The following is a 25,284-nucleotide window of genomic DNA, read 5'->3' on the forward strand; positions in this document are numbered from 1 at the left end:
AAACAATTAAAACTGATTTAGAAAATTATTGTCTTAGATTATAAACACAAGCTTATTAAGCGTGAGAACATATACAAAAATTATAATATGAAAAGATTTGATCCAACGGAAAGGATAGGTGTTAATGCAACCGAAAGAATTATTACTAAAAATATTGGATGGATTTTCAGAGAACAACCTATTGCTGACGTTGGATTGGATGCTATTATAGAACAAGTTGAAAACGGGGAACCAACAGGTAAATTTATTGCTATTCAAATTAAAAGCGGTGTTGGGAATTTTTACAAAACTGAAAAATTGTTAACATATTATGTTACTAATGTACATTATAACTATTGGCTTAGTCCCCAGTTCTCCGAAGTCTTCTTAAAAAAGAAGATATCATCATAATTTATGTGCTGTACGAAGTCTCCCGACTTCGTACACATTGCTATAATCCATTCCTACTTTAGCAAATCTCTTTTTTACATTGATTTATTGCTTATTGGATTGGGTACGAAGTCTCCTGACTTCGTACAGCCTGAGCTACTAGTTGGGATTCTTCGTTCCTCAGAAAGACAAGTTTGTGGTTGTTTTCTGTGCAAACTTGTATATAAATAATTTTTATTTTTACCCAATCTTGTCACCCTGACGAAGGAAGGGTCTCCGCAAGAAACTAACACAAAGCTTTTCTTGATAGTCTAGTTTCTTGTGAGGTTTCGACTTCGCACAGCATCCGTAAATAGAATGTGCGCCATGCTGAGAAAGGAGTCAAATAAAAAAACCTCGACTTTTTTAAAATCGAGGTTTAATAAAAATATGATAAGTGAGACTTATTCTACATCCAAATAGGGATTTAAAATTTCGGCTAATTCATTGAGCCAATAAAAGCTGTTTTCTAGGTTGATTGTTTCGTTCTGGAGGGTTTGTTCCCTCATCGCTCCTAAAGCAAGTAGATAATTTGCTTGCCTTATTACTTTAGCCATGCCTTTTGGGTCTATTGTATTGCTAAAAAAATTCATGAGCCTTGTTTTGGCTTCTTCCGAAAGGTTGTTTGTACTCATAATGTGAAGATTTAAGAATAAAAACCCTCATGCGTTAGCAGTCTTACGCTTCTTCACGGCGTCAAAGCCCTTTAGGAACTTTACTACATAGCATGAGGGCAATTTTATTTTGTTCTTAATGTGAAGATTTAAGAACGGCAAATATAGGAAAAACCCGCGTATTCCGTAGGGTTTTCTTATCCTATTTTATACTTAAGAAATAATCTCACAAAGACGCGAAATCACAAAGAAAATAATTGTAAAACACTGTATATAAATATCTTTTCGATACTATTTCTAAAAAATAACTGTTAAATAAATTGCGAAACCAATCAGTTGCACGTACATTTGCAACTGATTGGTTTCACAATTCAAATTTTAATAATTATGAGACGAGATATATTTCAGGCAATTGCCGACCCAACAAGGCGATCTATTATTTCCTTACTTGCCATACAAGCAATGACTCCAAATGCCATTGCGGAGAACTTTGATACTAGCCGACAATCTGTTTCTAAACACCTTCGTATTCTTACCGAATGTGAACTTGTAAAACAGGAACAACAAGGCAGAGAAATTTACTATTCACTTGAAATTGAAAAAATGAAAGAGATTGATAAATGGTTAATCCAATTTAGAGAAATCTGGAAAACCAAGTTTAACCAACTTGATGATGTACTATTAACACTTAAAAACGAGAAAAATGAAAACTAATTTGCAATTTGATTTTACCGTTGACAAAGCCATAAAAACGGTATTTATAAACAGGGAATTTGATGCTGAACTTCCGCTGGTTTGGGATGCTTTTACTAAAGCTGAAATTCTGGATCAATGGGTTGCGCCAAAACCTTGGTCGTCTAGAACAAAACATATGAATTTTGAAATTGGCGGACGTCGATTTTATGCCATGGTAAGTCCCGAAGGATTGGAGCGTTGGTCTGTTCAGGAATATACTTCTATTACTCCTAAGACGAATTTTAAAATGTACAATACTTTTGCCGATAAAGACGAAAATAAGGAAATACCTGGTTCTGATTGGGATTATACTTTTAGTGAACAAAACGGCTTAACAAAAGTGAGCATTATTATTGTAAATGAATCTCTTGAACGTTTGGAAAGAATGATAGAAATGGGCTTTAAAGAAGGCTTTACAATGTCTATCGATAACTTAGAAAAAGTATTGGCTACGTTATCTAAAAAGTAATTTATGCTTAATTTATATAAATCTCCTGCAAGGTCTTATTTGACTTTGTAGGTTTGATTAATAATAATGATAAGATACCTAACAGGTTTTAAAAACCTGTTAGGATAATAACACAAAATATTATGGGGTATAAAATTATACCTACAAGGTTAGAAAAAACCTTGCAGGATTAGAATTCTTAATGAAAATCCATTTTTTTGTAATCAAACACATTGCAGATTAAATAAGTCTATCTTTACTTTATAATATCTCAATCAACTTTATTCTATTTTAAATCATGCAAGAAACAAACATGACGTCAGATACAAAACCTTTTGGATTATCTACAGAACAACAAGAAATTTTAGATATTCAGATAAACTTAGTCAAAAATATGTATACAGATACTGAATCTCTTTATACTTATTTAAAACACAAATATGATTTATAATATTATAGTTTCTCTATTCTAAATTCCAATCTTTAGAAAAAAGGTGATAGAATTACTATTCTTCCCTCCTAGCCCTGATGGAAACGGCATCCTTTTTCTTGTTATCCTGACGGAGGAAGGATTACGAGAAAAAGATATAGTGCACAGCGGGACTCAAGCTGCTATTAACTAAACAATTGTTCTGCTCCTAAAAAATAGAATCCTTAATTGCTACACTATCGTATTGGTTTAACGATGGGTTATTGCTTTTTTGTATTAATAAAACTTAAAATTTTCTTATTGATTTTGAATATACGTAGTCAACTACGTATATTTGCATATAAATTATTTTTTGACAGCATAAATCAATTAAAATGGAGAATAAATCAAATCAAACTTTGAACGATATAATCAAGACGGAATTAATAGAGCATCAGGACCAAATAGATCTTGCTTTTTTTATACGAAGACAAGTTTTTGTTGAGGAACAACGTGTATCTGTAGAACGCGAATCGATGGATGATAACGAATCGGTTCATTATTTGGCTACTTATAATGAGTTACCTGCTGGTGCAGCAAGATATAGAAAAACCGAGAAAGGAACTAAAATAGAACGCATCGCAGTATTAAAAAACTACAGAGGAAAAGGCATTGGCGAAGCAATATTGCTTAAAATCCTGGATGATGTAAAAGCGGAAGAAAAGATATACTTACACGCTCAGGTTGTTGCTAAACAATTTTATATAAAAAATGGTTTTAAGGTAACCGATAATTATTTTGTAGATGCAGGAATCGATCATGTCGAAATGGATTTTATTAAATAAATCTTATTTTAGCTAAATAAAAAGCCTTCTTAAACATGAGTTTTTGAAGGCTTTTTCAATAAAAAATAATTAACTATTACTAAGTACTTAAGGTTTAAGTTCGGTAAACTTAGAGTCTGGTGCAAAAGCTTTGTTGACTTTCTCAACAGTAATTTCTTTTGCTACCGAAAATTCAGCAGTTTTCTTAATATCAAGAGACGAAGCTCCTACCAAAACTTTATACGTTCCTGCTTCGGCTATCCAGGCACTTTTACTTTCCAGGAACGAAGCCAAATCTTTTGGAGATAAAGTCAGTTTTAGGATTTCGCTTTCTCCTGGTTTCAATTCTTTGGTTTTACCAAAAGCTTTTAACTCTTCTTTCGGTTTACCAATAGATTTTGAAGGAGCCGAAAGATACAATTCCACTACTTCTTTTCCTGCTGTCTTACCTGTATTTTTAACAGTTACACTTACTGTTAATTTATCATTGAAAGTTGGAGAACTTAATTTTACATCCGAAAAATCAAAAGTAGTATAAGAACTTCCGAAACCAAATTCATAAGATGGTTTTACATTAAATGTGTTATAATAACGATATCCTACATAAACGCCTTCTTCATAGGTTACGTCCTTTGGATTTTCAGCAGGAAATCCCGGGAAGTTTTTTGCCGAAGGGGTATCTGAATATTTCACTGGGAAAGTCATTGTTAGTTTTCCTGATGGGTTTATTTTCCCAGAAACTACATCTGCAACAGAATGTCCACCTTCCTGACCTGGCTGCCAAGCTAATAAAATAGCATCAACTTTGTCTTTCCAAGACGCTGTTTCGATTACTCCACCGATATTTAAAATAACAACTACTTTCTTTCCTTGTGCATGAAAAGCCTTTGAAATTTCATCAAGCATTTCAATCTCTTCATTTGCCATATTAAAATCATTATCAACAACTCTATCACCACCTTCTCCAGAATTTCTTCCTAAAGTCACAAATGCAATTTCTGAACTTGCAGCTTTTTTAGCAAGAAAAGCATCGTCCATTTTCATTTCGGGAAGTCTTTCTGGTAGAGCTAAAATTCCTTTGGCTTTTCTTCTTTCTTTTTCTGCCACAAGTTCTTTTTCAGCGTGAGGTGTATACAAATCAACCAATTCTTTGTCTAATTTATAACCCGCAGCATTCAGTCCTTCCAAAAGAGAAACGGTGTGTTTATTATTCACGCTTCCGCTTCCTGTCCCTCCTGTAATCCAAGCGTATGAAGTAACCCCAAATACCGATACTTCTTTCTTTTTATCGGCAAAAGGCAATGTATTTTTATCATTTTTAAGCAAAACCATTCCTTCTGCTGCAGCATTTCTTGTTACTTCAGCATTTTTGGCTAAATTCGGTTTATCGCTGTATTTATATTTAGCAAAAGTAGGTGTACGGAAAACATATTCTAAAATTCTTCTTACGTTTGTATTGGCAACTTCCTGAGATAATTTACCAGAGTTTAAAGCTTCCAACAATGCCTTTTTCTGAATTGGAATTCCCGGCATCAAAAGATCGTTTCCTGCAATCATCTGTTGTACTACATCGGAGCTTGAACCGTTTCTTATAGATTCAAAACCAGGAAAACCTCCAAACCAGTCGGTCATCACAATTCCTTTAAAACCCCATTCGTTTCTCAAAACTTGTGTTAGTAGATCTTTACGGTCAGATGTATAAGTACCGTTTAGTTTGTTGTAAGATGACATTACTGTCCAAGGTTGTGATTCCTTAACTGTAATTTCAAAACCTTTTAAATATATTTCTCTAATAGCTCTTTCAGAAACGTGAGCATTAATTGTTAATCGGTTTGTCTCTTCATTATTAACTGCAAAGTGTTTTATCGAAGTTCCTACTCCCTGAGACTGAATTCCATTAACAATAGCTGCTGCCGTTTTTCCGGAAATCAATGGATCCTCAGAATAATATTCAAAATTTCTTCCGTTTAAAGGATTCCTTTGAATATTTAAAGCTGGTGCCAATAAAACATCTACACCGTATTCTTTAACTTCGTTACCCATTGCTTTTCCAACCTCTTCTAAAAGCGCTTTATTCCAAGTTGATGCTAAGGCTGTTCCTACCGGAAATGCCGTTGCGTAATAGGTCTTTGAATCATTCGCTCTCGTAGGTGCAATCCTTAAACCCGCAGGACCATCGGCAACAACTGTTGCAGGAATTCCGAATCGCTCAAAAGCAGCAGTTCCACCTGCAGCTCCCGGAACAAGACCTTGCTTAGAATCTCCCACAGGACCTGTTAAGACTTCGATTCCCGGCATCCCTGTTCCGATAAGTAATTCTACCTTTTCGGCATTGGTCATTTGTTTAATAATCTCCTCAATTCTTTCACTAACAGAAAGACGAGTGTCTTCCCAAGGATCTAATTTTCCGTTTCTGTTTGAATCTTTAAAAGTAAACCCTTTAATTGTTAGAAGTGGCGGATCATTTTCATTATTTGGAGCCGTATTCCAAGATATATTTGCAAGTACTAAAGCTGTTAAAAGCGATACTCGAGCCGATTTAATAATCGTGTGTTTCATAGGTTATAGTTTAATGTGGTTAGTTAATTTAGAAATCCTTGTAATCTAAGCCAATCTTCAAATCGGGCTTCCCATGAATCTACAGGAAGGTTTTGTTTTCCCATTCCGAAACCGTGACCTCCTTTTGAGTACATATGCAATTCGACACTTTGCCCCGAATCAAGCCATTTAGTATACATTTGAATACTCCTTGGAGCTAGTTTTAATTGATCATCACTAGCTGCGCAAACGAACATTGGAATCTTTTTTTCTGGCGTTGCAATACTTAAAAGTTCTTCTCTTGGTGCCCCATAAATATTGGCTACAAAATCCGGTAATTGATTAGCGGCATTATCCATAACAGTTTCCATAGCGACTGTACTTCCTGCAGAGAAACCAATTATACCTACTTTTTTAGTATCAATTCCGTATTTAGTAGCATTATCGCGAACATATTTTAGAGCCGTTTTCCCGTCTTGTGCTGCTAATTTTATTGTTGCAAGGGAATTTCTTTCAAAAGCTGCTCTGTCTTTCAGTTTATCCATCATTTCCTTTGCAGGGTCATTGGATTCCGTTTTATTCAAACGGTATTTTAATACAAAAGCCGTAATTCCTTTTTCGCTTAATATCTTAGCAAGCTCAATTCCTTCTCTGTTAATCGACAAACTCTGGAAACCTCCTCCCGGCGCAATTACAATCGCAGTTCCTGTATTCTTAACTCCTTTTGGCACTTGATAAACCAATAAAGACGGATCGGTTACATTATAAACAACTTCGGTTTTAAAAAGATCCGAATACGTTTGTGCTTCTTTTTGTGTCCATTTTTCCGATCCAGGTGCTTTTCCTGCATATAATTTTACCGTTTCCTGTGCTTTTACTGCTGTGCATGAAAGCATTAGAAAAGCAAATAAAAGTGTGATTTTATTTTTCATATGATTTGTAATATTTAGTTTAATTTAATCTCGCGAAGGCGCATTTTTTTTTCATGCAGATTTTGAAAAAATTTAAGCTGATAAGAACAGAATTATTTATTTTAAAATTTTAAATATGCGGAATATGCGTGAAACAAAAAATCTTCTTCTTTTTTTAATCTTTGGATTTAAATAAAGCGCTGTGCCTTCGTGGCAATAAAAAAATTACTGTTTCTTATACATTTCTGTTCTGGCATCTTTTATAACACCTTTCCAGTTTAATCCGTATGCAAAATCATAAACATTTCCTTCGCTATCTTTATGAGAAACCATATCAAATGGAACATCTTCAAATTGTTTTTCGACCGTTTCCATATTTGCAGGCATTTGAACAGGCAATAATCCCGATGGCTCTGTTTTTCCCGAAATAATATCTAAAACTGCCTGAGTAGAAACTCCAAAATTCAATACAATCCCGTCAACTTGCTTTTCAAATTCATTAAAAATCATCGGTTTAGATGCTGTTACCGAAACAATAACCGGTTTTCCATTCATCATATCTCTTGTATCCAGAATAGTTCTCAAATCCATTGTATTTGCTACAGTAACCGTTTTACCTTTATAAGTTCTGTCTGTAATCGTAGGATCTATAACCTGATCTCCCGCAGCAATACTTTTGGCTCTGGCTTCGGTTGCAGTATAGGTTCTGTATTGCAAAGAAATTGGCACATAACCGTTGCTACCGTTCTTTCTGTCATTAAGGTCATAACCACCTTCTAAACTTTGTGGGCTGGTTACAAAAACAATTGCAAAATCAGCCTTTGTAGGATCTTCGGTAACATTATAATATTTCTTTACTAATTCTAAATTTACAGGATAGTCCAATTTTGGCTGGCTCGAAACTCCCCACCAATCTTTGGTAGAAGCTGTATAAATTTTAGGAATAAAAACAGTTTTCTTTTCTTTTATAGGAAGAACCGACACTTTGTTTTTTAATAATACCACCGATTTTAATTGCGCATCATATCCTGCTTTCATAAATTCAGGATTCCCTACAATCGCTTTTGTTTCGGCTACATCTAAGTATGGATTTTCAAAAAGTCCAACTCTAAAAATATTCTTTAGTAATCGAACTGCAGATCTTTCGAAACGTGCTCTCATAAATTGCTCGCCAAATTCTTTTACTCCCATATCATAGGCTTCCAGAACTGGCTTTTTATCATTGTTTCCACCAAATTGATCTACACCGGCAACAATCGCTTTATAATGTCTCTCGACAATCGAAAGATTCTCAACTCCCCAAGGTTTCCCCGCAAAGACATTTGGAGTTTTTCCTTCATCTCCGGTAACAAGCCAATCGGTACAAACTACGCCATCATAACCGTATTTATCTCTTAATAAATCGGTAATGATATACTTACTATATCCATTGGCTACATTTTCATTGTATTTTTTATCCTGATCAAAAGTAATCGTGTAATAAGGCATTACAGCCGAAGCTTTACTTGTTTTCCCTTTTAGTTTAAAAGCGCCATTTACAAAAGGATCAATATGCTGTTGCAAATTATTTCCCGGATATACCGCAAATTTCCCATAAGCCCAATGTCCGTCGCGACCACCTTCTTCGGCACCACCACTCGGCCAATGTTTTACCATTGCATTCACACTTTTATATCCCCATCCATCTTTAATTTCGTCTTTACCATAAGAAGTTTGAAATCCATCAATATAGGCACGTCCCATATCTCTTGTTAATGCTGGGCTTTCGCCAAAAGTCATCGAGATTCTATACCATCTTGGCTCTGATCCTAAATCTATTTGTGGTGATAAAGCAGTTGCAATTCCTAAAGCGCGGTACTCTTTGGCAGCAATTTGCCCAAACTGTTCTACAATTTTTGGGTCAAAAGTAGCTGCCATTCCTAAACCGTCTGGCCACATTGAGATTGTTCCTCCCGCTCCTGCATTAAACTCTGCTGTAACCTTTGCATTATGACGTGGATCGGTACTTGTATTACTTGGAATTCCTAAACCAATACCTTCTACAAAAGACTGCATTTGGTTATTCCATAAAGCAGCTACTTCTGGACTTTCTACATTTGTAATTAATACATGTCGAAGATTATCTTCTTTTAAAAAAGCCTTTTGTTGATCTGTTAGATCATACGCTTTGGCATTACTTTCCGGAAATACTTTCCCGCTATAAGTTCCGGAATTATATCCCGATACTCCTGCCGGTAAAGATTGGTGTCGACTATAAAGCATCAATCCTGCAATTTGCTCAACCGACATTTGCGAAGCTAAATCCTTTGCACGTTCATCTGCCGAAAGGCGCCAATCCTCATATTTATCAAGTTTCCCATTTTTATTTAAATCCTTAAATTTCTTTCCGTTAACAGTAAGAATTTTAACTCCAGACTCAGGAGAATATCCTAAATCGGCTCCTTTATTATTTTTTACAATAGTAAAATTTTCCTGCTGGGCTTGTAACGTAACGCTTATAAAAAAAGCTAAACTGGCTGTTATAATTATTTTTTTCATTTTATATAAATTTTAAAATCTGAAATTCAAAGAGGCTTCCAAAGTAAATGGTCGAATATATGATCCTACCAAAAGCTTATCGTAATATGCCGAAGCATCTGTAATTAATTCAGCTCCATTGATAGTTCCTTTAGCACCTGTTTGGTTTAAGAAATTTACTGCTGTTAAACCAATATCAAAATGGTTATTAATTTTATAATTCACCCCACCAAACGTTTCCCATCTTGGGGCAAAAAATAATGCATTGGTAAGATTGGCATATTGCTTGCTGAAATAACGGAAACTTGCCCATACCTTGAAATCTTTATAAGTATAGCTTGGATCAATTTCCATTAATACTTTAGAAATTTCCAAAACATTTTTATCGTTATAAGAATAGTTATTTCCAAAAGCAGAAAAATCATAATTTTTATAAACCGGATCCTGAAACGTAATTAAGTAATGAAGATTAAAGCCTTTAAAAGGTGTTGCCACGATATCGGTAGTCCAACCTAATGTCTGGATATCATAAAAAACAGTTGCTACTTCTGACTGACTAGAATTTGTAGGATTTACTAAATTAAGTCTTGCCTGATAATTATTTCTTGTCAAATAAGTGGCTTGCGAAACAACACTAAATTTTTCCTGATTGTAATATAGTCCAAAAGCAGCAAGAGGACTTTTGGTTTTAGTAAGATTAGGCGCTACCGCTCCCGAATAGCTTTCTAATTGTCCGTTTTTTTCTGTATAGGTAAAATCGGCAAGAATTCCGGCACTTTTTGTTACTTTATAAACTGCATTTATCGATCCTCCTAAATGAAACCAGTTGTTATCAAAGTATGATTTCTGACTTGGATCAAATACAATATTCGGTGTTCTAGGTGTTTGATAATAATCTCCTTTTAGTTTATGGTATCTCAAATTCACTCCATAAGCTAAAGTCAAGTGATCAGAAATTGTCCAATTATCCGAGAAATATCCCGATAGTTTATTCTCAAAACCATTATGATATTCTCCTCCTACATTATAGTTATAAAATCCATCGGCGTCTGTATTTGCAGTACCTCCAGGTGTATTACGAACTAATTTATCTGGATTTGGACTCACTGTCTGATTAAAAAAGGAACGACTTGAAGTAAATTGATCCACATTATAATAATATTCCATTAACCCAAATCTCCATTTGTGATTATCTACATTTTTTTTAATTTCGAATCGAGATAAAAAAGTGGTCGTTGGTGTTCCATCTGTGTACATTGCTAACATAGAATTTACATTACCCACGTATGGCTGACCTGTGGCTTGATACGTAAAATTATCTGCTGCTGTTCCCTGAAAAATACTTAACGGAATTGCGATTAACTGTGATGCCTGAGCATAACGAAAACGTGTCGAGAAACTAAATTTCCAATCATTAGCCATATCATAATTCCCTAGTAAATCGAATGTATGTGATGTTGATGCAGCATCGCTTCCTCCCATATTACCCGTTTTGGATTCACCGGTAAGTATGTCTTTAAACTTTAAGATTCCATCGTTTACGATATAAGAATCTCTCCCGATTCTAAAATCATTATATTCCTCGACTTTTCCTCCTTCTTTATACCTAAAAACAGCATAGTTGGTTAAAGAAGCAGAGTTTGCGTATTTATATAAAAAGCTAATTTGCCCCTTACCATTTTTAAATTTCTTAGTAACACCAGCTCTATAAATCTGCGTTCTATCGGAATATTTAGCAAATTTCAAATCGAAAGAATTCGGATCAAAATTGGCATAAGCGCCCATTGTATAAGACCAACCATCACTTATGGGACCAGATACATTTAAATCTCCTTTCATCCAACCAAAGCTAGATCCCGACAAGTTACCGTTTATTTCTAATTTATCAGATCCTAGTCTCGTATACGAATTAACTGCAAAACCTAAATCTCCCGTCGTAATTGCGGCTTCTCCTATTTTTAACAAACCTGTACGTTCCAAACTCTTGCTTTGTCTCCAAGTTCTGTTTGGTAACTCTGGCCAAAAATAATATACAACCGGTAAATCATTTTCCTGAATGGTAATTCCTCCTACCGTAGATGGTAATCCGATATTTACATCACGAGGACCATTATTATTTGCTGCATTAAGCATCACATTTCTATTCTTCTCTTCTTTTGTATCTGTTTCTACAATCTTAGTTTTAGTTGAATCTGCTGGTTTTTTCAATTGCTTTTTATCCTCTTGAGAATACCCTTCTAAAGTTGGGAAAAATGCCATGCAGATTGCCGAAATTATTAATTTTTTCATGAGTTGTTAGTTAGTTTTAATTGAGTATTTTTTTCATTGCTTCATAATGAAGCAATATTAATTACATTTTTTCATATCAACAAATAAATCATAAAATAATTTTTATAATCATATAAAAAACAGACATTAAATTAGATAAAAACAATAAATGATACATATCACTGAATACTACAAAAACATAAAAAAATCTACTATCACGTTGTAGGAAAGCCTTGGTTTCATTGAATAAAATTGATACTGTCAAAAAACAGAGTAAAAACAAAATTGAAATAAAATAGAATTTTCCAAAATTGATTTTTTAGAACGACTAGAAAAAATAATGTCAGAAAAAAGTTAAATCTGGTCTAGTGTAAACTTCAAAAAGAGTAAATTTGGGCATAATTATACAGAATGGAATTAAAAAAAATACTTGAAAAACGATCTGAAGAGGCTTGGAAAAAATATATTCCGACGCTCTCCATCGATTGTGCAATTTTTAGTTTTAGAGACACTTCACTTCAAGTACTGACAATCAAGATGAAAGATCAGGATTCATGGGGGCTCCCTGGTGGATATGTACAAAAAGAGGAGAATGTTGATGATGCTGCTATCCGTATTTTGAAAGACAGAACTGGTACCGAAAATGTCTATCTCCAACAATTTTACACATTTGGTAATTTAAACCGTTCCGAAAGTGTTTTTAAAGATTATGATGATAATTTATGGAATAAACAGCGTTTTGTATCTATAGGATATTATGCTCTGGCAGATTATTCAAAAGTAAATTTGAATATTGATGATATCTCAAATGCCTGTGAATGGAAATCTACTGATGATTTGCCGCCATTCATGATGGATCACAGGGTAATATTTGATAAAGCACTTGTTACATTGCGGGAACAATTAAATAATCACCCAATAGGTTATAATCTCCTTCCTGAAAAATTTACTATGCCAGAACTTCAAAAATTATATGAGATCATCTTGGGGAAAAAACTAAATCGAGGTAATTTTTATCGAAAAATTCTGAAATTCGATATCTTAACAAAACTAGACGAATCACGAAAAGGTGGTGCACATAAAGCTCCCAATTTATATAGTTTTGATTTAGAGAAATATGATATTGCTCTAAAAGAAGGTTTAAAAGGCAATTGGTAATCATTAAAATAGTAAACACTCTATGTTATTTCTCATCCTAAGCATTTTATGTAGTGTAAGTGTTGGTGTATTATTTAAAATATCCCGAAAATACGATACTAGTAATATTCAAATCGTAGCTTACAATTATATTTTTGCATTAATACTATGCTATATATCATTTAGTCCGGATATTACTACAGTCACAAAAGCCGCACCTTGGAACCTATATATATTAATTGGGGTCTTACTACCTTCTATATTTCTCTTTTTGGCATTATCCATAAAACATATGGGGATTGTAAAAACCGATGCAGCACAACGACTTTCATTGTTTATTCCAATACTTGCCGCATGGTTATTATTTAAAGAAGAATTTAATACCCTCAAGATTACTGCATTGTTGATAGCGTTTCCGGCATTATTACTTATCCTTAATAAACGTTCTGAAAAGGCAAATAATAAATGGATTTATCCTGCAATAGTATTATTAGGATTCGGAGTAATTGATATACTTTTTAAGCAAATAGCAACTTACACAGCCCTTCCCTATACTACTTCATTATTTATAATTTTCGGGATTTCAATGACAATAATGATTCTGGTAGTTACTTATAAGGTACTCTTTAAGAAAGCACAATTAAACGCTCGAAATATTCTTTTTGGCGGATTGATTGGTATTCTCAATTTTGGCAATATCCTTTTTTACTTAAAAGCACATAAAGAATTTGCCGATAATCCTTCCACAGTTTTTGCAGGGATGAATATGGGAGTAATCGTAATAGGAAGTCTTACAGGTATTCTTATCTTCAAAGAAAAGCAATCCAAAATGAATTATATTGGTCTTTTCTTAGCATTAATAGCGATTGTTTTAATTGTGATTTCTCAAAATAGTAAATAAAAGAAAAAATGGAAAGTTATTCATTTGATCCTATTGCATCTCCCGGTGCTACTATTTTAATTCTTGGAACTATGCCGGGAATAAAATCCTTGGAATTGAGGCAATATTATGGACATAAACAAAATAACTTTTGGAAACTAATATTCACCATTTTTAAAGAAGATTTTACAGATAATTATAACTCCAAAAAAGACATTCTATTAAAAAATAATATCGCATTGTGGGATGTATTAAAATACTGTGATAGAGTTGGTAGCTTAGACAGCGCTATTAAAAACGAAATTACAAATGATTTTGATGCTTTTTTAAAAGAACATTCAAAGATTAAAACAATTCTTTTTAACGGACAAAAAGCTGCTGCATTTTTCAAAAAATATATCAAAGTAGGTGACGATTATAAACTCATTACGCTTCTGTCTACAAGTCCTGCAAATGCAGGCAAATCTTTTGATTTAAAACTAAATGAATGGAAAATTATTTTGGAATTACAACAAGAGCTGTCTAGATAAAAGAGCAGAAATTATAATCTTTATCTTTAATTCATGAGCAAATAATTTTGTTTATTTGTACTAATAATTTACTCCTTGCTTTACAATTAATATGACCGACTATTTCCTTGATACTGAATACAATTACATCACTTACGATAAAGAGGATGTAAACTTCAAGGATTTTGAATGCTGTACTTTTAATAATTGTAATTTCTCTGCCTGTACTTTCTTAGCCGTAACTTTTATAGATTGTATTTTTAATAACTGTATTTTTAGTGAAGCCAAAATAAACTATGTCGCTTTTAGAACTGCAACCTTTAATAATTGTGAAATTAAAGATGTGAATTTTGCCATGTGTGACAAACTCATATTCGAAGTACATTTTAATAATTGTGTTTTAGATTTCTCTAAATTTTATACTTTAAAAATAAAAGGTACTTCATTTACCGATTGTAGCCTGGTTGCTGTCGATTTTATGGCTAGCGATATCACAAATGTAGTTTTTGACAATTGTGACTTATACCGTGCAGAATTTGATAAAGCGATCGCAAATAAAACCGATTTTAAGACCAGTTATAATTATACTATGGATCCATCCAAAGTAAAACTAAAAAAAGCCGTTTTTGCTTTAAAAGAAGTAAAAGGATTGCTTTTTAAACATGATATTATAGTGAATTAAAATTTATTATATTACTTATTCAATACTCACAAACCTTATTAGATTATGAATAACCCAGAATATATTGTCCGAAATGCTAAAGCAAATGAATTTGAGGAAATCGGAAAATTATTGATTCAGGTTTATTCTCAATTAAAAGGTTTTCCAAAAGAATCTGAGCAACCCAATTATTATAAAATGCTTGTGAATATTGGGGACTTAACAAAGAATCCTAACTCCGAACTTTTGGTAGCAGTTTCTTCTGATAATAAAATAGTTGGGGCAGTTGTCTACTTTTCCGATATGCAATACTATGGTTCTGGTGGGATTGCAACCAAAGAACAAAATACTTCTGGCTTCCGATTATTAGCCGTAGATACTTTGGCTAGAGAACAAGGAATTGGTAAACTCCTAATAAATGATTGCATCCAAAAGACTCAAGAGAAAAAGCATCATCAACTGATTATTCATTCGACTATGGCTATGCAAACAGCATGGAAAATCTATGAAAGACTAGGTTTTAAAAGATCTGAAGATTTAGATTTTATGCAAGGTGAACTTCCTGTTTTTGGGTTTAGATTATTGATTTAAGCAAAAAAAACAATCATATAAATCTACTTAAGTAAAAACATATAAAACTTAAATTTTCTTAAATCTTATATGTTTATGTCATAAAACGAGCTAGAAATAGCTCCATAATTCTATCCTATTTCTACTTTGGCTCAAGCCAATTAATTTTACATTTACTATACTACATCCCCTTTTTACATCATATCACTTTCTCGATGCGAATTATATAACCTTTTTTTGAAGTTATATAAGGCTAATAGAGTATAAAATTCGGACTTTTATCAATAGTCTTCTACAAATAATATTTTACAAATCAATCACTTAAACAAAGTTTAAAATGGCTTTACATTTAAAATTACTGTATTAAAAAAAACAGAGACTACCTTTAGTTAAGTGTTTTTTTTTCAGATTAAAGACTCTTCTTTATTTTTTAAAACATGATAATTATGAAATGATTGTTCAATAACTAAAAATATACTATGCCAATTCTCTACTTAAAAAATACATTTACAGACATAGGTGATGCGACGCTTTTTACCAAAAAGTTTTTCAAGGAAGTTTTTATTCCTCCCTATGAAACTAAGGAATTCTTTAAACAATGCTACCTAATAGGCTATAAATCTTTACCATTGGTAGCTCTTACAGGCTTTATAATGGGATTAGTACTCACCCTACAAACAAGACCAACATTGGCAACTTTTGGAGCAGAATCTTGGTTGCCTGGTATGGTTGCGTTATCATTAATTCGAGAAATTGCACCTGTGATTACCGCATTAATCTGTGCCGGAAAAATTTCATCGGGAATTGGGGCAGAATTAGGTTCAATGAAGGTGACCGAGCAAATAGATGCTATGGAAGTAGCCGCCATAAACCCTTTTAAATACCTGGTTGTAACGCGAATTTTAGCCACTACTTTAATGGTTCCATTATTAGTGATTTTTGCCGATGCAATTGGAATTTTAGGTGGTTATGCCGGAATTACAATACATAGCGACGTGAATGCTTACCGTTATATTTCACAAGTTTTTCAATCATTAGGCTTTATAGATATTATACCTGCTACCATAAAAACATTCTTCTTTGGTTTTTTTATAGGAATGATTGGTTGTTACAAAGGTTTTAATGCTGCCAATGGTACCGAAAGTGTTGGTAAAGCAGCAAATTCTGCTGTAGTTACGGCTTCGTTAACCATTTTTATTATAGATATGCTCGCAGTACAAATCACTGATTTATTTTTCTAGTATGAAATCAGAACAAGAAAATATAGTACAAACACTTACTCCTAATAAGAGAACCCCTATAATTGAGATCAAAGATTTACATAAGTCTTTTGGTAACAATGCTGTTTTAAAAGGGATAAATCTTACTGTAAATAAAGGCGAAGATTTAGTGATTTTAGGAAGATCTGGCGAAGGAAAATCGATAACTATAAAATGTATTGTAGGATTGGTAATTCCTGATAAAGGAAATATAAGCGTTTTGGGAGAGGAAATAATTGGATTAAAAAGAAACGAACTTAATAAAATAAGAGTCAAAATTGGATTTCTTTTCCAAAGTGGAGCCTTATATGATTCTATGTCGGTAAGAGAAAATTTAGAATTTACATTACGTCGGTATTCAAAACAGTTATCTACTCAGGAAATAGAGACTGAAATTATTGATGTTCTAGAAAGTGTAGGTTTGGCAGATGCTATAGATAAAATGCCATCTGAATTATCAGGCGGAATGCGAAAACGAATTGGCTTGGCACGTACACTAATTCTAAAACCAGAAATTATTCTATACGATGAACCTACAACCGGATTAGACACAATTACCTCGAAGGAAATAAGCGAATTAATAGTAGATATTAAACAGAAGCGTAAAACAACTTCGATAATTATTACACACGATATGTCCTGCGCAAAACTCACAGCCGATCGAGTCATGATTTTAAAAGATGGAATAATACACGCAGAAGGAAAATACAAAGAATTAGAAAAAAGTAAAGATGAATGGGTAAGATCATTTTTTATATAAACATTTAACAATAAGAAATTATGAATAAGGAATCTGGATTTAAATGGAAACTAGGAATGTTTGTAACTATAGGTTTAATCCTTTTTATGTTAACTATATATTTTATTGGTAAACAACAAAATTTATTTGGTTCAACATTCCATATAACGTCAAATTTTAAAACTGTAAGCGGTTTACAAGTGGGCAATAACGTACGTTTTTCCGGAATTAATATTGGAACTGTCGAAGATATACAATTGATAAATGACTCCTCGGTAGTTGTAAAATTAGTCATCAAAGATGAAGTCAGGCAATTTATAAAAACAGATGCCAGAGCCAGTATTGGATCTGAGGGATTAATGGGCGATAAAGTTCTTACTATCTCACCTGGTAATAAATCCAATAAGATTATTGCCAATAACGGAAAAATCGCTTCAATAGATGCTATAGAAATGGACGACATTATGAAAAGTGTGAAAAAGAGTGTAGATAATGCGGGTGTAATATCCGAAGAACTTGCAATATTTACCCACAATATGAATAATGGTAACGGTGCTTTATCTAAGTTACTTACAGATCCTAAACTTGCAAATACACTCTCTAAAACAATTACCAACCTAGAAAATGGTACGCAGGGATTTAGTCAAAATATGGAAGCTGCAAAAAGTAATTTCTTGTTTAGAGGATATTACAAAAAACAGGAAAAAGAGAAAGAGAAAGAGAAAGAGAAAGAAGAAGCCGATAAAAAAGCAAAGGAAGAACAGGAAAAAATAGAAAAGGATAAAAAAGAGGAAGCTGCAAAAGAAAAAGAAAACATAAAAAAATAATATATAAGATACCTCTACTTTACTTCAAATCAAATTACCGGTTCTTAAAAAGCACAACAGTAATAAAATTATAATCGAAAATATAAAATTATGAAGCTACGCTCAACCGAAACTTTTTGGCCAATAAAAAATGCCATGGATACTAGTTATCCTTCAATAGATGCAGATATCACTGTGCCAATTTTAATTATTGGTGGAGGAATTACCGGTGCATTAATAGCATATAAATTAATAACTGAAGGAAAAAAAGTAGTACTTGTAGACAAACGCGATATTTGTAATGGTAGCACAGCTGCAAGCACGGCATTATTACAATATGAAATTGACATTTCCTTACATGAATTAATAGAAAAAAGAGGTTTTGATTGTGCTGTTTCCAGTTATAAAAATTGTGAAAAAGCAATTTACAATCTCAATAAAATTGTGGATTCCATAAAAAGTGATTGTCAATTTGAGTTCAAAAAAAGCATTTATTTTTGTTCCTTAAAAAAAGATATTCCTTTTCTAGAACGAGAATTTAAAACAAGAAAAGAAAATGGATTTAAAGTAAAATGGCTAGAAGAAACAGATTTAAAAAAACTGGGACTCAACGGTTATGCAGCAATAGAATCCGAAGCTGGCGCAGTTATGGATCCTTACAGACTTGCACATGATCTTTTAAAATATTGCAAACAAAAAGGAATGCAAATTTTTGATCGTACAAACATTATAGAATTTAAACATCAAAAAGGAAAAATACTAGCCTTGTCAGAAAACAATTTCACAATTACAGCCGAAGATATTATCCATTGTAGCGGTTATGAAAGTACCGAAACACTCACTGAAAAAATAGTAGATTTAAAAAGTACTTATGCTTTAGCATCAGAAAGTTTTACAGAAATCCCCAAAGCTTTTAAAAATGCAATTTATTGGAATACATCTAAGCCCTATTCATATTTTAGAGGAACTGCCGATAATAGAATTATAATGGGTGGTGGTGATGATGAATTTCAAAATCCCGAAAGACGAGATAAATCGCTACACACAAAAGAGGCCTATCTTTTAAAACAATTCCAGAAATGCTTTCCGGATATAAACCTCAAACTTGATTATTCCTGGGCAGGCACATTTGGAGAAACACAGGATGCACTCCCTTATTTAGGGAAACCAAACCCTAAAAAAAAGGAGCATTATGTTTTAGGTTTTGGTGGTAATGGCATTACTTTTAGTGTAATGGCAATGGATTCTATTATAGCATCATTAAATAATTCCGATCATCCTGATTTAAAATTTTATAAGTTCAACAGATAATCCTTTAATTCCCAAAACAATTATTATGAAAACTGCAAGCATCATAAGACTTATAGCGGGAATATGCATAACAACAGCTGTTATCCGGTAAATTATAAAATTAAAAAGAAACTGTCTCAATTTTTTGGACTGAGACGGCTTCTTTAATAAACCAATAAACATATATTAGGCTGTTTTAGCTACCGAATTCTGATTGTATTTATAATCCTTTGGACTACAATTATATTTTTGTTTAAATATTTTCGAGAAATAACTTCTGCTTGTAAAACCTATCGAATAAACAATTTCGGAGATATTTAAATCAGATGTTCTAATTAAATCCTCGGCTTTTTCTATTCTCATAAAAGTTATAAAGTCATTTACAGTTCTATTATGTACCAGCTTAAACCCTTCTTGCAATTTGTTTGGAGATAATCCTGTTTTTTGTGCCAAAAACTTAATTGTAAATTGTTCAGCCGGAAAATTTATAATAAAATTTGATATCCTTTTAATTTCATCAATTTGTTTTAAAGTCAAACAAGTAATTGCTTGTGATATTTTAGTAAAACTATCGGTATGTTGCTCAATCTCCATTGCCAAAATAATTTGTAAAATGCCTTTTTTTAATAAATTTCGAACAATTCCAGTTTGGTTTATAGTATTAAACTCCTCTATTTTCTCAGCTATCTTAAAGTTTTGAAATCTTATGTCTAAGTAATTTTCTTTCTTATTTAAAAATGTGTTTTTTAATTTTTTAATTAAATCATTGTTCTGCCCATTGGCAATTGTATCTGTCCCAACACCTATTATAGAAAATTTAATTGGAATGTTTTTTTCAAAATATAAAATACTATTAATACTAGTTGTACTTTTAAGAACCCCAGAATTATATTTTTTAAGGCTTTTTTTATCGCCATTTACTCCGAAACTATGTCTAAGAGCTCCCTCAGAACAATAAGCAAATAAAATGGGAGGAGCCTTAAAAGATTCCATACTCAACATTACATCATCAGAAAAAACAAGGTCAAATTGCATGTATGTCATTCCTTCCTGAAATGCTATTCCTTCAATATTACCTTTTACAAAATCTGATTCCATTGCTAAATTGTATTCCTCATTATTCAAGGTCAATGTACCTTTAAGGCTTTTTTTTAATTCATTAAAAACATCTTGTGCTTTTCCGGCTTTTAGATATATACTTTTCATTTTTATTTTTTTTAAAATAATTCTTAATTCCTTTAAATGTTCAAAAAAATGGGTATCATAAATCTATTTTGTTTTTTATTGATACATTCAAATTTCGTAATCTATACAACAATAGTGTTACAGAATTCCGATATTAAGTTTCATAATTAACTATAAATCAGGATATAAAATAAAAAAAGTCTTATCAATATAATGACTAGACTTTTTTAGCAAATAATCTATTGATCCCCCAATCAATAAAAAATTAAAAATATTAATGGATTATTTATACTTTTTTTCTTCCTGTAACCAATGAAATTACAAACAATACAATGAAGATAAAGAATAGCACTCGGGCTATATCTACAGCTCCAGCAGCAATACCGCCAAAACCAAAAATTCCGGCAATAATTGCAAGAATTATAAAAATGACTGTCCAACGTAACATAAGATTATTTTTTAGTTAATAAACAAGATCTATAAAAAGGTCTTCTAGTTATAACAAATTTCATCTTTATTAAGTAATTGAGTTAACTCTAATAATAAAATCATTGACTCATTTACTCCGTAATTTAAGACAAATCAGACTTTAAACAACTAAAATCTTCTCCATTTTTAATTTCATTATGGATAATTTTTCTTTACTAACATATATCAAATCAAGTTTTTTATCGCTTTTTCCGGTGATACAATCATTTGTTCGTAATTTTTTTTATTAACTATTCTAAAATTCATAATCTTTAATTATTAATAGTTATTTATTAATAAAGTTTTTTTGATAAATTCCTAATTATTTCTTAATGAGCAAATTAAACCCTGTTTATTCATTTTTGACCGGCCATTTATTCCTACATTTGTAGCTTGTTGGTAAAGCTCTTTTTTTGTCCATTTTTCATAAGGCTTTGCTTTACCTCCTTTTACTCCAGCATCTGGCGTATTTGCAATTCGTGCTGATTTTTGTTTACTATACCCTTTTTTCAAAAGAGCTTCGTACTGTTCTTCATTTTTAATTCTAGGATTTGGCATCTTTTAAAATTTAGAGGTAATACAATTATTTTATATACAAATTTTAATATAACTAGCGATTTCTCTTGACCCATTTAATTTTTTTTTTAGCTTAAAAAAATCAAAATACCACATTTCATTTTTTATATAACCATAAATGAGTTAATCAAATAATCGATTGAGTTAATTTATGCAACTCTACATCTTTAATTTTATAAAAAAGAAAATCCATTATGGAATCAGTTACTAGGCATGGTGTAATATTAGAACATACTAATTTAAATTTTGAAAATCTAGGGGTGCTTAATCCTGCGATTTATCAAGAAGATAATACAGTCCATATGTTTTATAGAGCAATACAAATAGGAAATTTTTCTACAATCGGATATTGCAAGCTCGAAGGGCCTTTGCATGTAATTGAAAGAGCAACAGAACCTATAATGTCACCAGAATATATCTATGAAATGCATGGGATTGAAGATCCACGTATTACTAAGATTGAAGATCTATATTACTTGTCATATGCTACTTATGATGGAATAAATGCATTTGGAGCTTATGCAATTTCTAAAAAATTAAAAAAGTTTAAAAAGAAAGGTATTATTACTCCACAATTTAAGATAGAAGAGTATTCGAATTTACTTAAGCATAGTTTAGGAAATTCCAGTCTTATAGATAATTTAGTATTTAGTATTAATAATCATCCGTTGACAAAAGATCTTAAAGATAAGATATATGTATGGGACAAGGATGTGGTATTTTTCCCAAAAAAAATAAAAGGAAAATTTGCACTGCTTCATCGATTATTCCCTTCTATACAACTATTATATTTTAATAAAGCTTCGGAGCTAACAATTGAATTCTGGCAAGAATACATTACAAATTTAAGTCAGCATATTGTATTGAGTCCTAAATACGAACATGAAACCAGTCATATTGGAGCAGGATGCCCTCCTATCGAAACTAATGATGGTTGGTTGCTTATTTATCATTCTGCCGAGAAAAGAGAAAAAGGTCTAATATATCATGCCTCTGTAGCTTTATTAGACATAAATAATCCATTAAAAGTTATTGCAAGACTAAAAAAACCAATAATAACTCCTACTGAATATTATGAAAGACAAGGTTATGTAAATTATGTTGTTTTCCCTACAGGGACCGCAATTTTTGACGACCAATTATATATTTACTACGGTGCTGCCGATGACAAAATAGCGGTTGCTTCAATAAACTTAAACAATTTATTACACGAACTAAAAAATAATAAAGATGAAAACTAGAGACTCTAAATCCAAAATAGTATTTCTTTCTACATTCCCGCCAACTCAATGTGGAATTGCAACATACACCGAAGATAGCATCAATGCAATAAATAAAATATACGGAAAAAGTATTACATGTGAAATATGTGAATTAACAGACAATAGAGATATTGATAAAAGGACAGCATATATTTTACATAGCAAAATCAAAGAGGAGTATAAAAAAATAGCTTTGGAAATAAATAAGGATGACGCGGTAAAATTAATCCATATCCAACATGAATTTGGCTTGTTTGGAGGTGAATACGGTAATTATTTAATTGACTTTTTAAATGCAAATAAAAAGCCCGTAACATACACATTCCATAGTGTCATTCCTAACCCCAATGAAAATCTTAAAAATTTTGTTAAGCTATTAATATCTTATTCAAGCTTAATTTTTGTTATGACAAATCAGTCAAAAAAAATCCTTGTTGAAGATTACGAAATAGAACCTAAAAACATTGTTTGTATCCATCATGGCACGCATATCGTAGAATATGAAAATACTTCCAAAGCAAAGCAAAAATTTAATTTTGAAGACAGAATAATCCTTTCCACTTTTGGATTACTGGGAGAAGGTAAAAATATTGAGACAGGATTAAAAGCACTTCCTAAAATTGTAGAACAATTTCCAAATGCATTATATCTGATTATTGGAAAAACACATCCTAATAATATCATCAATAATGTAGATGAATACAGAAATCATTTGGAATCTCTCGTCGAAGATTTAGGCTTAAAACAGAATGTTCTGTTTGTAAATCAATATCTCGAAGTAAAAGAACTATTAAATTATCTAAAAGCAACAGATGTTTATTTATTTACTTCCAAAGATCCCAATCAGGCTGTAAGCGGGACTTTTTCGTATGCTATGAGTTGTTCTTGTCCAATAGTTGCGACAAAAATACCTCATACTCTGGAAGTTCTTTCATCTGATACTGGTATTTTGGTTGATATTAAAAATTCAGAACAATTTGCAAATGCAACTATCAAATTATTATCAAACCCTGAGTTACGTGAATCAATGGCTCTAAATGCGTTTGAAAAAACTAGAAAAACTTCTTGGGAAAATGTTGCCATCCAACATATGATTACATATCAAAAAATCACAAGTAAACCAATGGAAGTCAAATTTACATATCCACCAATAAAAATGGATCATCAAAAAAACATGACAACTTCTTTAGGAATGATACAATTCAGCAAAATTTCTGAGCCCGATATTACTTCAGGGTATACTCTGGACGATAATGCAAGAGCTTTAATTTCAATGTGTTTGCATTACCAGTTAAAAGAAGACATTAATGATATTTATTACATCAATACCTATCTTAATTTTATTGAAAGATGCCAACAACCCAAAGGTAATTTTATAAATTATGTAGACGAATTTAATAATGTTGATCCTAAAAATGACACCGTAAATCTGGAAGACTCAAATGCAAGAGCAATTTGGTCCTTAGGAATGCTTGTTTCTTTAAAATCGACTATTCCATCTTCTTCAGTAAATAAAGCTGTTGCATGTATTCTAAAAGCATTAGATTGGACTGAAACTGTTACTTCGCCCAGATCAATTGGTTTCATAACCAAAGGTTTGTTTTTATTCAATTCTGTAGAGCCAAATAATCGTGTGATTGAAATAATAGATAAACTAGCTAGAAGATTATCCCTAAATTATGATGCTCATGCAACCAAGAATTGGAACTGGTTTGAAAACTATCTTACTTATGCCAATAGTATATTACCCGAATCAATGCTTTATGCCCACTTGGCTACTAATAGATTAATATATAAAAAAATAGCCATTGAGACATTTGATTTTTTATTGTCCAAAATGTTTATAAATGGAAAAATTAAAGTTATTTCTAATAAAGGCTGGCATCACAAAGGAGCAATACCCCATCAATACGGTGAACAACCTATAGATGTTTCTTATACCATGCAGACATTGGAACTTTTTTATGAAAATTTCAATGATCCCTTATATAAAAAATTAATGAAAACAGCCTTTAACTGGTTTTTAGGTCAAAATCATTTAAATCAAATCATGTATGATCCAATTACTGGTGGTTGCTATGATGGTCTTGAAAAAGAAAATGTAAATTTAAATCAGGGTGCTGAGTCTACAATTTGTTATTTGACTGCACGATTGCTAATGGAAAACAATATTGTGTCTGAGAGCAATGAGGGTAAGATTATTAAATTACGAAGTTCCAAAGAGAACTTAAATTATAAATTAATCTAGAACTCATTAACTCAAAAAAAAG

The 25,284-nt window shown here is 32.0% G+C and carries 24 protein-coding genes; 16 read left to right on the forward strand and 8 right to left on the reverse strand.

The annotated features are described in order from the left end of the window. The first annotated feature begins 87 nt into the window (after positions 1-87). Positions 88-390 (forward strand): DUF4365 domain-containing protein, encoded by a 303-nt coding sequence (locus OIU83_RS06210; protein WP_264205408.1) that lies wholly within the window; start codon positions 88-90, stop codon positions 388-390. Positions 391-812: 422 nt separating this feature from the next. Here the strand turns inward: OIU83_RS06210 and OIU83_RS06215 are convergent, their stop codons facing one another. Further along, positions 813-1,043 carry a hypothetical protein gene (locus OIU83_RS06215; protein ID WP_086895833.1) on the reverse strand — a complete coding sequence of 77 codons (231 nt, stop codon included), beginning with the start codon at positions 1,041-1,043 and terminating at the stop codon, positions 813-815. A 366-nt stretch (positions 1,044-1,409) separates the two neighbouring features. Here OIU83_RS06215 and OIU83_RS06220 point away from each other — a divergent pair, with 366 nt between their 5' ends. From OIU83_RS06220 to OIU83_RS06235, 4 genes are all read left to right on the forward strand, one after another. Then, a complete protein-coding gene (locus tag OIU83_RS06220; protein WP_035628965.1) occupies positions 1,410-1,736 on the forward strand; it encodes an ArsR/SmtB family transcription factor in 327 nt (108 codons plus the stop codon). Continuing rightward, the gene (locus OIU83_RS06225; RefSeq protein WP_264205409.1) at positions 1,726-2,226 is read left to right on the forward strand and encodes an SRPBCC family protein; all 501 of its coding nucleotides are present in this window, start codon (positions 1,726-1,728) and stop codon (positions 2,224-2,226) included. The genes OIU83_RS06220 and OIU83_RS06225 overlap by 11 nt, the downstream gene beginning before the upstream one ends. 277 nt (positions 2,227-2,503) lie before the next feature. Next, the gene (locus tag OIU83_RS06230; protein ID WP_264205410.1) at positions 2,504-2,656 is read left to right on the forward strand and encodes a hypothetical protein; all 153 of its coding nucleotides are present in this window, start codon (positions 2,504-2,506) and stop codon (positions 2,654-2,656) included. 353 nt (positions 2,657-3,009) lie between these two features. Then, positions 3,010-3,459: a GNAT family N-acetyltransferase gene (locus tag OIU83_RS06235; protein WP_264205411.1), complete on the forward strand. Its 450-nt coding sequence runs from the start codon at positions 3,010-3,012 to the stop codon at positions 3,457-3,459. Positions 3,460-3,546: 87 nt separating this feature from the next. Here OIU83_RS06235 and OIU83_RS06240 read toward each other — a convergent pair whose 3' ends face one another. The 4 genes from OIU83_RS06240 to OIU83_RS06255 form a co-directional block, all read right to left on the reverse strand. Further along, the gene (locus OIU83_RS06240; RefSeq protein ID WP_264205412.1) at positions 3,547-5,997 is read right to left on the reverse strand and encodes a glycoside hydrolase family 3 C-terminal domain-containing protein; all 2,451 of its coding nucleotides are present in this window, start codon (positions 5,995-5,997) and stop codon (positions 3,547-3,549) included. A 23-nt stretch (positions 5,998-6,020) separates the two neighbouring features. Then, positions 6,021-6,908, reverse strand: a complete 888-nt coding sequence (locus OIU83_RS06245) for an alpha/beta hydrolase (RefSeq protein ID WP_264205413.1) — start codon at positions 6,906-6,908, stop codon at positions 6,021-6,023. A gap of 204 nt (positions 6,909-7,112) precedes the next feature. Further along, entirely contained in the window at positions 7,113-9,425 is a 2,313-nt protein-coding gene (locus tag OIU83_RS06250; RefSeq protein ID WP_264205414.1) for a glycoside hydrolase family 3 protein, read from the reverse strand. Positions 9,426-9,437: 12 nt separating this feature from the next. Continuing rightward, complete coding sequence (locus tag OIU83_RS06255; RefSeq protein WP_264205415.1) at positions 9,438-11,693, reverse strand: TonB-dependent receptor; 2,256 nt, start codon at positions 11,691-11,693, stop codon at positions 9,438-9,440. Between the two features lie 390 nt (positions 11,694-12,083). Here OIU83_RS06255 and OIU83_RS06260 point away from each other — a divergent pair, with 390 nt between their 5' ends. The 9 genes from OIU83_RS06260 (at position 12,084) to OIU83_RS06300 (ending at position 19,544) form a co-directional block, all read left to right on the forward strand. Beyond that, positions 12,084-12,830 carry an NUDIX hydrolase gene (locus tag OIU83_RS06260; RefSeq protein ID WP_264205416.1) on the forward strand — a complete coding sequence of 249 codons (747 nt, stop codon included), beginning with the start codon at positions 12,084-12,086 and terminating at the stop codon, positions 12,828-12,830. Positions 12,831-12,852: 22 nt separating this feature from the next. After that, complete coding sequence (locus OIU83_RS06265; RefSeq protein WP_264205417.1) at positions 12,853-13,710, forward strand: EamA family transporter; 858 nt, start codon at positions 12,853-12,855, stop codon at positions 13,708-13,710. 8 nt (positions 13,711-13,718) lie between these two features. After that, positions 13,719-14,219 (forward strand): DNA-deoxyinosine glycosylase, encoded by a 501-nt coding sequence (locus OIU83_RS06270; protein WP_264205418.1) that lies wholly within the window; start codon positions 13,719-13,721, stop codon positions 14,217-14,219. Between the two features lie 91 nt (positions 14,220-14,310). After that, positions 14,311-14,880: a pentapeptide repeat-containing protein gene (locus OIU83_RS06275; protein ID WP_264205419.1), complete on the forward strand. Its 570-nt coding sequence runs from the start codon at positions 14,311-14,313 to the stop codon at positions 14,878-14,880. Positions 14,881-14,925: 45 nt separating this feature from the next. Next, positions 14,926-15,450, forward strand: coding sequence for a GNAT family N-acetyltransferase (locus OIU83_RS06280; RefSeq protein ID WP_264205420.1), 525 nt, complete (start codon positions 14,926-14,928; stop codon positions 15,448-15,450). A gap of 458 nt (positions 15,451-15,908) precedes the next feature. Then, entirely contained in the window at positions 15,909-16,670 is a 762-nt protein-coding gene (locus OIU83_RS06285) for an MlaE family ABC transporter permease (RefSeq protein WP_264205421.1), read from the forward strand. 1 nt (position 16,671) lies between these two features. Beyond that, entirely contained in the window at positions 16,672-17,448 is a 777-nt protein-coding gene (locus OIU83_RS06290) for an ABC transporter ATP-binding protein (RefSeq protein ID WP_264205422.1), read from the forward strand. 20 nt (positions 17,449-17,468) lie between these two features. Further along, positions 17,469-18,254, forward strand: coding sequence for an MlaD family protein (locus OIU83_RS06295; RefSeq protein WP_264205423.1), 786 nt, complete (start codon positions 17,469-17,471; stop codon positions 18,252-18,254). Positions 18,255-18,344: 90 nt separating this feature from the next. Then, positions 18,345-19,544 carry an NAD(P)/FAD-dependent oxidoreductase gene (locus OIU83_RS06300; RefSeq protein ID WP_264205424.1) on the forward strand — a complete coding sequence of 400 codons (1,200 nt, stop codon included), beginning with the start codon at positions 18,345-18,347 and terminating at the stop codon, positions 19,542-19,544. 165 nt (positions 19,545-19,709) lie between these two features. Here the strand turns inward: OIU83_RS06300 and OIU83_RS06305 are convergent, their stop codons facing one another. The 3 genes from OIU83_RS06305 to OIU83_RS06315 form a co-directional block, all read right to left on the reverse strand. Continuing rightward, positions 19,710-20,729 (reverse strand): helix-turn-helix domain-containing protein, encoded by a 1,020-nt coding sequence (locus OIU83_RS06305; RefSeq protein ID WP_264205425.1) that lies wholly within the window; start codon positions 20,727-20,729, stop codon positions 19,710-19,712. Positions 20,730-20,994: 265 nt separating this feature from the next. Further along, positions 20,995-21,156, reverse strand: coding sequence for a DUF1328 domain-containing protein (locus OIU83_RS06310; protein ID WP_264205426.1), 162 nt, complete (start codon positions 21,154-21,156; stop codon positions 20,995-20,997). 338 nt (positions 21,157-21,494) lie between these two features. Continuing rightward, the gene (locus OIU83_RS06315) at positions 21,495-21,734 is read right to left on the reverse strand and encodes a DUF7218 family protein (RefSeq protein ID WP_264205427.1); all 240 of its coding nucleotides are present in this window, start codon (positions 21,732-21,734) and stop codon (positions 21,495-21,497) included. Positions 21,735-21,946: 212 nt separating this feature from the next. Between OIU83_RS06315 and OIU83_RS06320 the strand changes: the two genes are divergently transcribed. Both OIU83_RS06320 and OIU83_RS06325 read left to right on the forward strand, forming a co-directional pair. Continuing rightward, the gene (locus OIU83_RS06320) at positions 21,947-22,993 is read left to right on the forward strand and encodes a glycoside hydrolase family 130 protein (protein ID WP_264205428.1); all 1,047 of its coding nucleotides are present in this window, start codon (positions 21,947-21,949) and stop codon (positions 22,991-22,993) included. Then, complete coding sequence (locus tag OIU83_RS06325; protein WP_264205429.1) at positions 22,983-25,262, forward strand: glycosyltransferase; 2,280 nt, start codon at positions 22,983-22,985, stop codon at positions 25,260-25,262. Before OIU83_RS06320 ends, OIU83_RS06325 begins: the two co-directional genes overlap by 11 nt. The last annotated feature ends 22 nt before the right edge of the window (positions 25,263-25,284 follow it).

This window comes from Flavobacterium shii, assembly GCF_025847235.1.
Lineage (GTDB): Bacteria > Bacteroidota > Bacteroidia > Flavobacteriales > Flavobacteriaceae > Flavobacterium > Flavobacterium shii.

Bases quoted from the DNA above. Each gene is read 5' to 3' on its own strand.
- OIU83_RS06280 (WP_264205420.1), top strand. From the start codon at position 14,926: ATGAATAACCCAGAATATATTGTCCGAAATGCTAAAGCAAATGAATTT.
- OIU83_RS06285 (WP_264205421.1), top strand. From the start codon at position 15,909: ATGCCAATTCTCTACTTAAAAAATACATTTACAGACATAGGTGATGCG.
- OIU83_RS06235 (WP_264205411.1), top strand. From the start codon at position 3,010: ATGGAGAATAAATCAAATCAAACTTTGAACGATATAATCAAGACGGAA.
- OIU83_RS06275 (WP_264205419.1), top strand. From the start codon at position 14,311: ATGACCGACTATTTCCTTGATACTGAATACAATTACATCACTTACGAT.
- OIU83_RS06270 (WP_264205418.1), top strand. From the start codon at position 13,719: ATGGAAAGTTATTCATTTGATCCTATTGCATCTCCCGGTGCTACTATT.
- OIU83_RS06250 (WP_264205414.1), bottom strand. From the start codon at position 9,425: ATGAAAAAAATAATTATAACAGCCAGTTTAGCTTTTTTTATAAGCGTT.
- OIU83_RS06320 (WP_264205428.1), top strand. From the start codon at position 21,947: ATGGAATCAGTTACTAGGCATGGTGTAATATTAGAACATACTAATTTA.
- OIU83_RS06300 (WP_264205424.1), top strand. From the start codon at position 18,345: ATGAAGCTACGCTCAACCGAAACTTTTTGGCCAATAAAAAATGCCATG.
- OIU83_RS06230 (WP_264205410.1), top strand. From the start codon at position 2,504: ATGCAAGAAACAAACATGACGTCAGATACAAAACCTTTTGGATTATCT.
- OIU83_RS06315 (WP_264205427.1), bottom strand. From the start codon at position 21,734: ATGCCAAATCCTAGAATTAAAAATGAAGAACAGTACGAAGCTCTTTTG.
- OIU83_RS06255 (WP_264205415.1), bottom strand. From the start codon at position 11,693: ATGAAAAAATTAATAATTTCGGCAATCTGCATGGCATTTTTCCCAACT.
- OIU83_RS06225 (WP_264205409.1), top strand. From the start codon at position 1,726: ATGAAAACTAATTTGCAATTTGATTTTACCGTTGACAAAGCCATAAAA.
- OIU83_RS06260 (WP_264205416.1), top strand. From the start codon at position 12,084: ATGGAATTAAAAAAAATACTTGAAAAACGATCTGAAGAGGCTTGGAAA.
- OIU83_RS06220 (WP_035628965.1), top strand. From the start codon at position 1,410: ATGAGACGAGATATATTTCAGGCAATTGCCGACCCAACAAGGCGATCT.
- OIU83_RS06240 (WP_264205412.1), bottom strand. From the start codon at position 5,997: ATGAAACACACGATTATTAAATCGGCTCGAGTATCGCTTTTAACAGCT.
- OIU83_RS06265 (WP_264205417.1), top strand. From the start codon at position 12,853: ATGTTATTTCTCATCCTAAGCATTTTATGTAGTGTAAGTGTTGGTGTA.
- OIU83_RS06290 (WP_264205422.1), top strand. From the start codon at position 16,672: ATGAAATCAGAACAAGAAAATATAGTACAAACACTTACTCCTAATAAG.
- OIU83_RS06310 (WP_264205426.1), bottom strand. From the start codon at position 21,156: ATGTTACGTTGGACAGTCATTTTTATAATTCTTGCAATTATTGCCGGA.
- OIU83_RS06325 (WP_264205429.1), top strand. From the start codon at position 22,983: ATGAAAACTAGAGACTCTAAATCCAAAATAGTATTTCTTTCTACATTC.
- OIU83_RS06210 (WP_264205408.1), top strand. From the start codon at position 88: ATGAAAAGATTTGATCCAACGGAAAGGATAGGTGTTAATGCAACCGAA.
- OIU83_RS06245 (WP_264205413.1), bottom strand. From the start codon at position 6,908: ATGAAAAATAAAATCACACTTTTATTTGCTTTTCTAATGCTTTCATGC.
- OIU83_RS06295 (WP_264205423.1), top strand. From the start codon at position 17,469: ATGAATAAGGAATCTGGATTTAAATGGAAACTAGGAATGTTTGTAACT.
- OIU83_RS06215 (WP_086895833.1), bottom strand. From the start codon at position 1,043: ATGAGTACAAACAACCTTTCGGAAGAAGCCAAAACAAGGCTCATGAAT.
- OIU83_RS06305 (WP_264205425.1), bottom strand. From the start codon at position 20,729: ATGAAAAGTATATATCTAAAAGCCGGAAAAGCACAAGATGTTTTTAAT.